The 12,717-nt window shown below is 64.9% G+C and carries 12 protein-coding genes; all 12 read right to left on the reverse strand.

Translation table 11 applies throughout. From position 1 onward, the window contains the following. Nucleotides 1-254: 254 nt before the first annotated feature. The gene (locus B2P87_RS11560) at nt 255-914 is read right to left on the reverse strand and encodes a hypothetical protein (RefSeq protein ID WP_141890035.1); all 660 of its coding nucleotides are present in this window, start codon (nt 912-914) and stop codon (nt 255-257) included. 3 nt (nt 915-917) lie between these two features. Continuing rightward, nucleotides 918-2,318 carry a selenium-binding protein SBP56-related protein gene (locus B2P87_RS11565; RefSeq protein ID WP_058287949.1) on the reverse strand — a complete coding sequence of 467 codons (1,401 nt, stop codon included), beginning with the start codon at nt 2,316-2,318 and terminating at the stop codon, nt 918-920. A 275-nt stretch (nt 2,319-2,593) separates the two neighbouring features. Beyond that, nucleotides 2,594-3,271, reverse strand: a complete 678-nt coding sequence (locus B2P87_RS11570; protein ID WP_141890036.1) for a Hint domain-containing protein — start codon at nt 3,269-3,271, stop codon at nt 2,594-2,596. Between the two features lie 387 nt (nt 3,272-3,658). Beyond that, nucleotides 3,659-4,213, reverse strand: a complete 555-nt coding sequence (locus B2P87_RS11575) for a CvpA family protein (RefSeq protein WP_008553790.1) — start codon at nt 4,211-4,213, stop codon at nt 3,659-3,661. 42 nt (nt 4,214-4,255) lie between these two features. Further along, nucleotides 4,256-5,617 (reverse strand): DNA repair protein RadA, encoded by a 1,362-nt coding sequence (gene radA, locus B2P87_RS11580; RefSeq protein WP_141890037.1) that lies wholly within the window; start codon nt 5,615-5,617, stop codon nt 4,256-4,258. Between the two features lie 187 nt (nt 5,618-5,804). After that, nucleotides 5,805-6,587, reverse strand: coding sequence for a DNA repair protein (locus tag B2P87_RS11585; protein ID WP_141890038.1), 783 nt, complete (start codon nt 6,585-6,587; stop codon nt 5,805-5,807). 142 nt (nt 6,588-6,729) lie between these two features. Next, nucleotides 6,730-7,182, reverse strand: a complete 453-nt coding sequence (locus B2P87_RS11590; protein ID WP_141890039.1) for a paraquat-inducible protein A — start codon at nt 7,180-7,182, stop codon at nt 6,730-6,732. Between the two features lie 137 nt (nt 7,183-7,319). Further along, nucleotides 7,320-8,066: an ABC transporter ATP-binding protein gene (locus B2P87_RS11595; protein WP_058287954.1), complete on the reverse strand. Its 747-nt coding sequence runs from the start codon at nt 8,064-8,066 to the stop codon at nt 7,320-7,322. Further along, on the reverse strand, nt 8,063-8,845 hold the full coding sequence (locus B2P87_RS11600) for an MlaE family ABC transporter permease (protein ID WP_058287955.1): 783 nt from the start codon (nt 8,843-8,845) through the stop codon (nt 8,063-8,065). Before B2P87_RS11600 ends, B2P87_RS11595 begins: the two co-directional genes overlap by 4 nt. Next, a complete protein-coding gene (alr, locus tag B2P87_RS11605) occupies nt 8,842-9,879 on the reverse strand; it encodes an alanine racemase (RefSeq protein ID WP_141890040.1) in 1,038 nt (345 codons plus the stop codon). The genes B2P87_RS11600 and alr overlap by 4 nt, the downstream gene beginning before the upstream one ends. A 195-nt stretch (nt 9,880-10,074) precedes the next feature. After that, on the reverse strand, nt 10,075-11,598 hold the full coding sequence (locus tag B2P87_RS11610; RefSeq protein ID WP_058287957.1) for a replicative DNA helicase: 1,524 nt from the start codon (nt 11,596-11,598) through the stop codon (nt 10,075-10,077). A 329-nt stretch (nt 11,599-11,927) separates the two neighbouring features. Further along, nucleotides 11,928-12,608 carry an orotate phosphoribosyltransferase gene (locus B2P87_RS11615; protein WP_039949719.1) on the reverse strand — a complete coding sequence of 227 codons (681 nt, stop codon included), beginning with the start codon at nt 12,606-12,608 and terminating at the stop codon, nt 11,928-11,930. Nucleotides 12,609-12,717: the final 109 nt, after the last annotated feature.

Raw genomic sequence — 12,717 nt, forward strand, 5'->3', positions numbered from 1 at the left:
GCTTTGGCCGCACTCCGGCCCGGTGCTTGGGCGCAGGCCCGGCCGCCGGCCTGAGGGCCGATTGCGGCAGCAGACCCCGGCGCCGGGCGCGGCAGGTCAGGTCCACAAAGGCAGGCGGGCAGCAGCGGCAAGGCGGTGAGGCTCCGAATCCGTTTCCTGTTCGCGCCCTCACATAGTGGCTTTCGCCCCTGCTGTCATCAAAGGATCACACTTCCCCGCTGCACTGCGGCGGCGGCGGGGCAGCACCCCTGCCGTCAGGGCAGCGTCAGCAGCGAGATGGACCCGACCAGCACCAGGCTCAGCGCCCAGACCAGATCCAGGTTGAACCATCCTTTGGACAGGAATTTCAGCCCCACCCAGCGGTAGATCCCATAGGCCAGCGCGCCGCCCGCTGCGGTCATCGCAGCGGTATGAAGCAGCGCCACCAGCGCGGCGATACCCGCATTGCCGGTGATCAGCGTGCCTGCGGCGGCGTGGCCTGCATCCGTCTCAACCGTGCGGCAGATCCCAAGGTAGATCGGCACCAGCATCAGCCCCGCGCCATGCGCCATCGCCGCCAGGAACGACCACAGCACCAGCCGCGACGGCGGAACCCGCGCCAGGAACCGCGGGTGGCGGCGGTTCCACAGCAGGTAAAGGCCCAGGGCGATCACCAGGCAGGCCGCACCAATCTGGATTTCCCGCTGCCATTGTGCAAGCACCATCAGCGCCGAGAACGGAAACAGGATCGCCGCCATCGCCAGCAGGTGCCCGGCCGCCAGCGCCGCCAGCGCCCGCCACAGGCTGCCCTGCTTCCGGTCCATCAGCGCGGCTGACACCGCCAAGGGCCAGCCCATGCCTGGGTTCACCCCGTGATAGATGCCAGAGGCGGCAACGGCCCCCCACAGGGCCGCCGCCGTGCTGATCTCTGCCACGCGTCAGGCGGAGGGGTAGCAGAAACTGTCGGTGGAGCAGTCGCCGCCCTCCAGCCGGATCTGGTGGCTGCGGTAGCCTTTGGGGAATTCCACATAGAAGTCCTTGTCCAGCTCCAGCCCGCCGTTTTCACCGGCATTGGCCATCACCATCTGGCCGCCCTCGGCGTCCGGATAGAACTGGTCATCCCAGGTGGAATAGAGCGAGTTGGTCCAGTAGACCCGCTTGCCGTCGCGGCTGATCTCGACCATCTGCGGGCCATAGGCAAAGTCCTTGCCGTTGGGGTGCTTGGCGTTCCGCGCAATGCCGCCGATCTCCACCTTGCCGGCCAGCTTGGGGTTCATCGGGTCGGACACATCATACTGATGCATCTCGCCCAGGCCCCAGCAGGCGACGTACAGGAACCTGTCATCCAGGCTCAGGTCGATATCGGTGACCAGGGGCGGCACCGCCTCGAACCCCTGCAACAGCGGCGGCAGGTTTTCCGGCTTCTCGGGCCGCGGGTCGATAGTGATGGTCTTCTTGGCCTCAAAGCTGCCGTCGGCCTGCTGCCACCAGGTGAAGATCGCGCCCTGCAGGTTGGTGGTGTCAACCACCACTCCGCAAAAGCCGTAATCCTTGGAGGGGTCATGCGCGGGCCGGATCTCCAGCGCCATCTGGTGGTTTTCGCCCAGGTCGATGGTCTGCACGTTCTTGCGCTGACGCAGGTTCCAGAAATGGATCGAGTGGCCGTATTTGTTGCTCAGCAGATCCTCCGCCACGATGCCGTTTTCGAACTGCGGCGGCAGGCCCCATTCCGAACTCACCATGTAGTCGCGCGGCAGGTTCCACCAGAAGTCATAATGCTTGTCCTGCTTGCCGCGGTCCATCTCGTAGCGGCCCAGGATCTCGAAGGTCTCGCAATCCATGATGAAGATGCCCGGGGGGCCGTCGGTGCCATCCTCGCCGCCGCCGCCCAGGGTGGAGACATAGATGCCTTCAGGGCCGCAGTGGATGGTGTGCGGGCGCGAATAGCCAGTCTTGGCAAAAACCTCCTCGGGCTCGATGATCTTGTGGATCTTCGCCGCGCGCGGCTCCTTCACGTCCACCACGTAGATCCGGCTGGAGCGGATGCCCGGAATGATCAGGTAGCGCCGCTCCAGAAACGCGTGGCCGGACAGCGGCGACAGCGACGAGGAGCAGGCGTTCCAGCCGAAGTGGTGAAATTCGTCGCCTTTGTTGGGCATGATCAGCTGATGCACGATCTCGCCATAGCTGTCGGACTTCGGGTCGACATCGACCACCGCCAGCCCGTCGGGCTGGGAGCCGTCGGGGCTCAGCATCAGGGTAAAGGCCAGCGTTTCCGCCGGGGCCTCCATGGCAAGCCTGGGGGTGGCATGAAAAGTGGGGTCAGGCCTCAAGTTCATCGTCAAATCCTCCCTGGAAAACAGGCGCCTGAAATTTTGGTCTTCTAGCTGCGCCCGGGGTGATGCTGTCACACATCCGGATTTCGGGCAAATTTTTTTGAATTGCGCCCGCCTTGGGGAATAATGTTCTGCCTGAATGGCCGTAATGCGCGCGTTTTGGCCGCTGCCAGGCCGGCCGGGCGGACCTCTGCACGATCGCCTTGGGTACGCCGCTGCAAAAGGAAAGGCCCGCAGCAAGGCGGGCCAAAGGTGGGGGAGGGAAAAACGGTTGGCGGTCAGGCCGCCAGAATGCGGTCCAGCAGGTTGTCCAGCGGCGCAGGCAGGCGGGCGTCTTCCGCGCCCATGCCGGTGTCCGCAAGGGCACGGCCCTCGCCGCTGGCCAGGACCTGGCGGGTTTCGGTCAGCGACAGATGGTGAAAGGCAGAGCCTTCGGAGTCATCGCCGGCGGGCAGCAGCATGCCGCTTTCGGCCCAGACCAGCTCTTCTTCCGCAAATTCGAAATGGATCCGGCCCAGACGCTCGGGCGCGGCGGCGGTGATGCCCTTGTAGCCGGCCAGGGCGATCAGCTTGGTGACCACAACCGGCAGCCCGAAAAGGCGCTCGGCGGTGTCCATCTCCAGCGCCACTTTCTGGTCTGAGGGCAGCATCAGATCGGTGTCATTGCCCAGGGCGCCGGCGGGGACATGCATGCAGGTGGTCAGGCGCGGCACGGCATGGCGGACCGCTTTCACTTCCTGGGCGCCGCCGTCAAAGGTGAACACCATGTCGCCGGGCTTGATGTCGCGGGCTTGCTTGAAGCCTTCTTCGGTCTCCAACAGGGTGGCGGGCAGAAAGCCGCCGCTGCGGATGCGGGCACGCTTCGGCGCCGGGTTGCAGGACTGCGGCAGGGGAGTGTTCAGCAGCATATCAACCGGCAGGAAGTCGGCGAAATCTGTGGTGTGATCCAGCTGCATTTTGTGTCCCTTCTGAGCGTCTTTGGCCCGGCGTCTTGCCGTTGAAGCCATCAGGCCCCCGAATTGGGACCAAATTGGGGCAGGGGTGCGGCCCCTTCCGGGATGCGGCGGATTTTTGGGGACAAAAGCACGGTTTTACCCGGCATTGTTAACCTTTTGACGGTGCAGCCTGAGGATTTGTTAAGAATTGACCGTCGTTTGACGCTCGGCGCCCGCGCGGCTCGAATCGCGATTCCTGTTGGTTAACAAGGTATTAACGCAAGGTTGCGCTGTTAATAATTACGGTGATGACTCTGTGGATAACTGTGTGAACGCTTTGATAGCAAAGAAAAACGGGCGCCACTGCGGCGCCCGTTCGGATCTGTCCCGGAAATGTGCTTTGCGCGGTTACTGCCCGCAGCTGCCGATCAGCGCCTCGTACTGCTGAGTGACCCAGCCCAGGGCCTGCTCGGGATTGCGCTCCTCGATCTTGCCGATCATGCGCTCGAACACCACCGCGGAGCGGCTTTCGTCAACCACGGTAAAGCTCTGCCCGGTCATCACTACCGCGTAGAGGAAGAAGGCAATCGCCACCAGAAGGATGCCGCGCAGCACCCCGAAGAAGAAGCCCGCGCCCTGGTCCACCCCGCCAAGCGCCGAGCGCTGCACCAGGGTCGAGAACAGCGGCGTGAAGAAGGAGACCACGATCAGCGCCAGCGCGAACACCGCGGCAAAGGCGGCGATGATCGACAGCTCGCAGCTGTCGGCGATGAATTCGCCGATCACGGGGATCTCCGCCATCAGCGGCTCGACCTGCGGCGCAAAGATGAAGGCGAGGATGCCGGCGGCGATCCAGCCGGCGATGGCCATGGCCTCGCGCACGAATCCGCGCGAATAGGCCAGCAGCGCCGATACGACGATGACCAGGGCCACGACCCCGTCAATGATTGTGAAACCTTCCATGTCCCTCGCCCGTTTACCTGCGGTATCAAATTTTTTGCGACTTTAGCCGGCCCCGAAGAATTCGCCAACAAAACCGGCCAGGTCGCTGGACTTTCGCAAGTTCAGGCCATTTACGGACACGGTTTTGCTGCCGCTTGGGGCAATCGCCGCCGTGAAACCAAGTTTTTGCGCCTCTTTCAACCGGTTTTCGGTCTGCGGTGCCGGGCGCAGGGCCCCGGATAGCGAAATTTCTCCGAAAACCGCGGTATCGGCGGGCAAAGCGACGTCTTCCCGCGCACTCAGCAGCGCCGCGGCCACCGCCAGGTCGGCGGCCGGCTCGGAAATCTTCATGCCGCCCGCCACGTTCAGATAGACATCCAGCCCGGCAAACGGAATGCCGCAGCGCGCCTCAAGGACGGCCAGGATCATCGCCAGCCGCGAGCTGTCCCAGCCGACCACCGCCCGGCGCGGCTGCGAATGCGGCGAGGGCGCAATCAGCGCCTGCATCTCGACCAGCACCGGGCGGGTGCCTTCGATGCCCGCAAACACCACCGATCCCGGGCTGGGCTCGCCGCGTTCGGACAGAAACAGGGCAGAGGGGTTCACCACTTCCGCTAGCCCGCCGCCGGTCATCTCGAAGACGCCGATCTCATCGGCCGGGCCAAAGCGGTTCTTGACCGCGCGCAGGATGCGGAACTGATGGCCGCGCTCGCCCTCGAAATACAGCACCGTGTCGACCATATGCTCGACCACCCGGGGGCCTGCGATCTGGCCGTCCTTGGTAACATGGCCCACCATGATCACCGACACCCCGTTGCGCTTGGCAAAGGTGGTCAGCTCATGCGCCGCCGCGCGCACCTGGCTGACGGACCCGGGGGCGCTGTCCACGTGATCGGCCCACATGGTCTGGATCGAGTCGATGATCGCCAGCTGCGGCTTCTCCGCCTCCAGCGTCGTCAGGATGTCGCGCAGGTTGGTCTCTGCTGCCAGCTGCACCGGCGCATCCGCCAGCCCCAGCCGCTGCGCCCGCATCCGCACCTGGGCCGAGGCTTCCTCGCCGCTCACATAGACCGTCTTCAGCCCCGCATGGGCAAACCGCGCCGCCGCCTGCAGCAGCAGGGTGGATTTGCCGATGCCCGGATCGCCGCCCACCAGGATCGCCGAGGCCGGCACCAGCCCGCCGCCCAGCACCCGGTCCAGCTCTCCCGCGCCGCAGCAGGTGCGCGGCGGCGGTGTTTCCCGCGCCGACAGATCCGTCAGCTGAATGGTGCGGCCGCGCTTGACGCCCAAGGATTTCTTGGCGGGACCGGAGGACAACCCCTGATCTTCGCTGATGGTGTTCCAGTCGCCGCAGCCTTCGCAGCGGCCCGACCATTTGGAAAAGCTGGCCCCGCAGGCCGAGCAGGAGAAAGTTGTTTTTGCCATGCCGGATCAGTGGCAGATGTTTCTGTTTTGTTCAAGAGGGCTGCGGCTGGCTGCACCGCCGGATGCGAGGCTCTGCCTCGCGCTCCGGGATATTTAGGGCCAGATGAAGATGGATCCGGTCTTCATCTGGCTGAAAATATCCCGGGGGAGGCCCGTGAGGGCCGGGGGCAGCGCCCCGGCACCCAGGTCAGTCGGCGCGCCGCGGCGGCTTCATCGCGACCACGCTGCCGGTTTCGGGATCGGTGCCGTCCGGCGGGCTTTGCAGCTGCGCCGACAGTTCCGGGAGCAGCTCGAACAGCTCCTCGCGCAGGCGGCCCAGGTGCGACTTTGCCAGCGATTCCTCGATTTCCACATCGCGGGTCCACTGGCGCAGCTCGTGCATCACCATCTTGGCATCCTCCAGCCGGGCCTGGAAGGCATCCAGTTCCTGCTGGCGCTGCTTCAGAAAGGTGCGGGCGCGCTCGACATTGGCGTCGGAATAGGTGCTGGCCAAATCCTGGCTGACCTGGCTCATCTGCGCCGCCAGTTCCAGCACTTCCGGTTCCAGGTCGCCCAGGTCCGGGTGGTTGCGCATGAAGGCCAGCCGTTCCTTCACCGCGTCGAACTCGGAGCGGGCGGTGAACAGCCCCTTGCGGTCGTCGGCATGGGCGGTGTGATAGGCGCGGGCGACATCCTCCATCTGCACGCTGAATTTGCGGTGCGAGTTTTCCAGCGCCAGCATGCGGCCGTTTGCTGGCAGGAAAAACGCCAGCATCAGCACCAGCGCGGTCAGCGTGATCTGCGCCACCATGCCGGCCTGCGGATAATAGGTCCCGTCCAGCCCCGCCTGCAGCGTCAGCCAGGGCCAGACACCGGCAGCAGACAGCGCTGTCGCCAAGACCGCGCCCAGAGCGGCAATGCAGATCAGAGCAAACGTGAGGCGCAGGAACAGCGCCTGGGATTTGAACAGGACAGTGTGAACAGCGGACATGAATACCCCTCCAAAATAGCGAAACCACCCGGGGGCCGGTGGCAGGGGGGGTGGCCTTCTCAGGCCGTCCACGGCGGCACCCTCGGAACACAACAACGCGGTTCGTCGGCAAAATGTTGCACAAGAATCAAATTTTTGGCAACTATCCGCTGATATCTTTCCTGAACGCCTGCGCCGTATTTGCCATGCCCAGCCCCAGCGAGGCCAGGATGCAGCCGGTGAACAGGTAGAGGCCCCAGGCGGTCTCGATGGTGGCGAGGCCAATGCCCTTGGCGAGGGTGATATAGAGCGCGATCAGGAACACATCGGCCATCGCGAGCTTGCCCAGCACATGCAGCACCGGCTTCAGCCGCGCGTCCAGCAGGTTCCACTGCACCAGCGCCAGGCCGATGGTTTTGAGGTAGGGGGCGAAGATCGCAAAGAAGGTGACGATCAGCGCCAGCACCGCGTCGCTGCCCCACAGGGATTGCAGCCCCGTGATCACCGAGATCTCGCTGAGGCCGAAGACCGGCAGGAGCCCCGCCCGCATCAGCGGCGCAAACCAGGCCACGGGGTAGAGGATCAGGAGCGAGAGGGTAAGTAGGCGGAGGGTCATCTGCGTCTCCAAAACTGGCAGCGGCCCGGGCCGAGGCCGGTCCGCGATGGGGCGCTGCCCCCGCCGTGCGGGGCGCGCGGCTCCCCCGGGATATTTGCAGGCAGAAGAAGAGGATCAAGCCCGTTCAAGCCGAGCTGTTACCGCACCGCCTCGATCGGCCCCTCGGCGCGGCCGTGGATGAACTGGTCGAGATAGGGATCGCCCGAGTGGTCCATCTCGGCGACGGGGCCGGTCCACTGGATCACCCCGCCGTGCAGCATCGCCACATTGTCGGCAATGGCGCGGACGGATGTCATGTCGTGGGTGATGGTCATCGCCGTGGCGCCCATCTCCACCACGATCTCGCGAATGAGGTCGTTGATTACGCCGGACATGATCGGGTCCAGCCCGGTGGTCGGCTCATCGAAAAAGATGATCTCCGGCTCCGCCGCAATGGCGCGGGCGAGGCCCACGCGCTTTTGCATCCCGCCGGACAGCTCCGACGGGAACAGGTCGGCCACATTGGCCTTCAGGCCCACGCGGCGCAGCTTTTCGATGGCGATGGCGCGGGCTTCCTCCGCTGGGCGCTTCAGCGTGCCGCGCAAGAGGCGGAAGGCCACGTTCTGCCAGACCGGCAAGCTGTCAAACAGCGCTCCGCCCTGGAACAGCATGCCGAAGCGGGCCAGGAACTTGTCGCGGTCGCCGGAGTCTGCGGGCTTGCCATCGACAAAGATCTGCCCCGAGTCCGGGGTGATCAGCCCCAGGATGCTTTTCAGCGCCACCGATTTGCCGGTGCCGGAGCCGCCGATGATCACCATCGAGGTGCCCTTGGGGATCTCCAGGGTCATGCCGTTCAGCACCTGGTTGTCGCCAAAGGCCTTATGGACGTTTTCCATGCGGATCATAGCGAGAAGAACACCCCTGTGAGGACAAAGTTGGCGGCCAGGATCAGCACCGCGGCGGCTTCCACCGAGCCTTTGGTGGCCCGGCCCACGCCCTGCGCGCCGCGGCCCGACTGCATGCCGTAGTAGCAGCCCATCATCGCCGCGATGGTGCCGAATGCCGCGCCCTTGACCAGCGAGGAGACGATGTCGAGCGGCTCCAGGAAGTCGACCGTGTTCTTGAGGTAGGCGGCGGCGTTGAAGCCGAGGTTCTGCACCGCCACCGTATAGCCGCCCATGATGCCGATGATGTCGCCGATGCCGACCAGCACCGGCACCGTGATCAGCGCCGCCAGCACGCGGGGCGCGACCAGGTACTTCATCGGATGGGTGGACAGCGTCACCAGCGCGTCGATCTGCTCGGTCACCTTCATGGTGGCGATCTCCGCCGCAATGGAAGAGGTCACCCGTGCCGCGATCATCAGGCCGACCAGAACCGGGCCCAACTCGCGCACCATGCCGATGGCGACGATCTGCGGCACCACGGCTTCGGCGTTGAAGCGGGCGCCGCCGGCATAGATCTGCAGCGCCAGCGCGCCGCCGGTGAAAATGGCGGTCAGACCGACCACCGGCAGCGACAGCCAGCCGATGTTCAGCAGCGCGTTCAGCACTTCCCGCGGGTAATAGGGCGGGCGCAGCATATGGCTGAAGGCCCCAAGCGCAAACAGCGCCGCGCGGCCAACAGCCGACAGCCCCGCCAGGGCGGTGCGGCCCAGCCGGGCCAGGAGAGCGATTGGAGTCATCCCAGATATGTCCGTGCCGATCGGTGGCCTGAGGAGGTCAGGATTTCATAGCCGATGGTGCCCGCCGCATCGGCGAGCATGTCCACGGTCTGGCGCTCGTTCAGGATTGCCATCATCTCCGGCACTTCGGCCAGGTCGGTGACATCCACGGTGATCAGATCCATCGAGACGCGGCCGACAACGGGGCAGGGGGTATCGCCTGCGTAAACCTGAATGCCGCCCTGGCCCATCGCACGGTGCAACCCGTCGGCATAGCCTGCGGCAACGGTGGCGATGCGGCTGGGGCGTTTGGCGACCCAGGCATTGCCGTAACCGGCGCTTTCGCCCGGCTCCATATCGCGGACCTGGATCACAGGCAGGTCCAGCTGCACCACCGGCAGCGCGTCCTTGAACGGCAGCCCGCCATAGAGGCCGATGCCGGGGCGGCAGAGGTCGAAGTGGTAATCGGCGCCCAGCAGCATCCCGCCGGTCGCCGCCAGCGAGCGGGGGATGTCCAGCCCGTCCGTCAGCTCGCGGAAGGTGTGCAGCTGGCGGGCGTTCATGCCGTGGCCCGGCTCATCGGCGCAGGCCAGATGCGACATCAGGAGCACCGGGTTCTGGCCCAGGGCGATTTCCGCCACCGCGGCCCATTCGCCCGCCTCCATGCCCAGCCGGTTCATGCCGCTGTCCAGCTGCACCCCGAACGGGTGGCCCGGCAGGGTCTCGAAATGGCGCAGCATCTGGTCCAGCGAATTCAGCATCGGCGTCAGCTGGAAATCGTTCAACAGCTTGGCGTCGCCCTCCATATGGCCGGAGAACACCGAGATGCCGGGGCCCGGCCCCAGCGCGCGGCGCAGCGCGCCGCCTTCCTCGGCCGCGGCCACAAAGAAGTTGCGCGCGCCCGCCCGGGCCAGCGCCTTGCCCACCCGGCCTGCATCCAGGCCGTAGCCGTTCGCCTTGACCACCGCGGCTGTCTCGCAGTTGGTCAGCGCATCCAGATTCCGCCAGTTGGTGACCAGCGCATCCAGGTTGATTGTCAATCTTGCCGTGCTCATGCGGTGTTCATGACATGGGCGGGGCGCAGGTCAAGGGGGAAAAACCGGAATGCCGGCGGAGGTTTGCCTTTGAAGAAGCAAAAAAGCCCGGTCCGGCGGGGGAGCCGGCCCGGGCTGGTGCTGATGGCCTGACGGTCAATGGATCCGGCAGGCAGCAGCGCTGAAATTCCGCGATCCGGGCCGCAGGGGCCGGGATCAGTGCTCGTCGTAGCCTTGCTGCCAGGCTTTGGCGAGGTTGCCGAAGCGGGTGAACTGCGCCTCAAACGACAGCTCCACCGTGCCGATGGGGCCGTGACGCTGCTTGCCGACGATGACTTCGGCCTTGGCGTGCAGCCGCTCCATCGCCTGCTTCCACTCCTCCATCTTCTCCAGCTCGTGGTCGCCGGGCTTTTCCCGTTCCTTGTAGTATTCCTCGCGGAACACGAACATCACCACGTCGGCGTCCTGTTCGATCGAGCCCGATTCCCGCAGGTCCGACAGCTGCGGGCGCTTGTCCTCGCGGTTCTCCACCTGGCGCGACAGCTGCGACAGCGCGATCACCGGGATGTTCAGCTCCTTTGCAATCGCCTTCATCCCCATCGAGATTTCGGCGATCTCGTTCACCCGGTTGTCGGCCATGCCGCGGCACAGCTGCAGATAGTCGATCACCAAAAGGTCCAGCCCGTGGGTCCGCTTCAGGCGGCGCGCCCGTGCGGCCAGCTGGGAGATCGGAATGGCCGGCGTGTCGTCAATGAACAGCGGGCAGCTTTCCAGATCCTTTGCCGCCTGCACGAAGCGGCGGAATTCGCTTTCGGTCATGTCGCCCTGGCGGATCTTGTGCGAGGAGATTTCCGACGCCTCCGCCAGGATCCGGCCTGCCAGCTGTTCGGCGCTCATCTCGAGGCTGAAGAACCCCACCACGCCGCCATCCAGCGCGCCTTCCGATCCATCGGGTTTCACCCCGCGTTTGTATGCCTTGGCGACGTTGAAGGCGATGTTGGTCGCCAGCGACGTCTTGCCCATAGAGGGGCGGCCTGCGAGGATGAGGAGGTCCGAGGGATGCAGGCCGCCAAGTTGTTTGTCGAGGTCTGTCAGGCCCGTCGAGATGCCGGCCATGCCGCCACCCCGCTGATACGCCTCGTTGGTCACATTGACCGCTTCTGTGACGGCCTTCAGGAAAGATTTGAAGCCGCTTTCCGTCTGGCCCTGCTCTGCCAGCTGGTAAAGCGCCTGCTCTGCCTCAACAATCTGCTCTTTGGGTTCTGATGCCACGTCAACGCGGCGTGCCTTTTCTGAAATACTCTGGCCCAGGGCGATCAGCTCGCGCCGGATCGCCAGGTCGTAAATCATCTGCGCGTAATCCCGCACCGCAAAAGCGGAGATCGACGCGCCGGCGAGCTTGGCCAGATAGGCCGGCCCGCCCAGTTCCTTCAGCCCCTCGTGGTCCTCCAGGAACGCCTTCAGCGTCACCGGCGAGGCCAGCGCGTTCTTGGAGATCCGCGCCGCCGCCACCTCGTAGATGCGGGCGTGGACCGGGTCATAGAAATGCGACGAGTCGATGATCAGCGCGATCTTGTCGTAGACCTCGTTGTTGGTCAGGATCGCGCCCAAAAGCTGCTGTTCCGCCTCCACCGAATGGGGCAGCTCGTTGTCCGGCATCGCGGCCGCCGGCGCCGCGGCCGGTTCGGGCATCGGGGCAGCAGGGGGCATATCGCCGTCGAAAGGGGTAATCTCGTTCATCACTGCTCTCGTCTTTCCGGCCGCCTTATACGGTGCGCGGGGCCATTCGCCTATCTGGGAATCTCTGGGGATTCCCTGTGGATATCCGCACCGGGCCTGTGGGCTGTTTACCGCAATGGGCCAGCAAGCCTGTCCTATGCAGGCTACATGATGCGGCCGTGTTTGGATAGGCCCCCATATCTGCGCATCAGCTGCCGCGGGGAACGATTCGAGGCGGGCTTTTCCACAGCCCGCCGGGGAGCGCTTAACTTTGCGTTAAGCGGATCTTCGCGTGCCGCGCCTGCTGCGGCCCTGGCGGCGGACTGGCGGGCAATCTGCCCGCCGCAGCCTCACTCTGCCTTGTTGGCTTCCTGCCAGGCGCGCGGATCCTTAAGGAATTTCTCCACCTCGGCCAGCGTCTCCTCGCTGAAGCTTTTCTGTGCCTTGGCTTCTGCCAGAACGTCCCACCAGGTGCACAGGTAATGCAGCTCAACGCCGTGGTCGCCCAGGCGTTTTGTGGTTTCGGGGAAGATGTCGTAGTAGAAGATCACCGCGGTGTGGCCGCAAGACGCGCCGGTTTCGCGGATTGCATCGACAAAGGACAGTTTCGAGCCGCCGTCGGTGGTCATGTCTTCCACGAGCAGCACCCGCTGATCCTCGGTCATCACCCCTTCGATGCGGGCGTTCCTGCCATAGCCCTTGGGCTTCTTGCGCACATAGGTCATCGGCAGCGCCAGCCGCTCTGCCACCAGGGCCGCGAACGGAATGCCCGCAGTCTCGCCGCCGGCAATGTTGTCAAACGCCTCAAAGCCCGCGTTGCGCATCACGGTCACCGCCATGAAATCCATCAGGGTGGAGCGGATGCGCGGGAAGGAGATCAGCTTGCGGCAGTCGATATAGCTGGGCGAGGGCAGGCCGGACGCCAGCGTATAGGGCGTCTCGGTATTGAAGTTCACCGCGCCGATTTCCAGCAGCATCCGGGCCGACAGGCGGGCGATTTCTTCTTTCGACGGGTAGGAAGAGGGGATCATGGCGGCGGGCATCCTTTGCGGCAGCGGTTTTGCTGTCCTTAAACCGGAACGCCACCGGTTTGAAGCCCCGGCGAAGGGCCGGCCCCCAATGATCGCGGGGGCCGGCCGC

This window comes from Leisingera sp. UBA4491, from assembly GCF_002388965.1.
Lineage (GTDB): Bacteria > Pseudomonadota > Alphaproteobacteria > Rhodobacterales > Rhodobacteraceae > Leisingera > Leisingera aquaemixtae.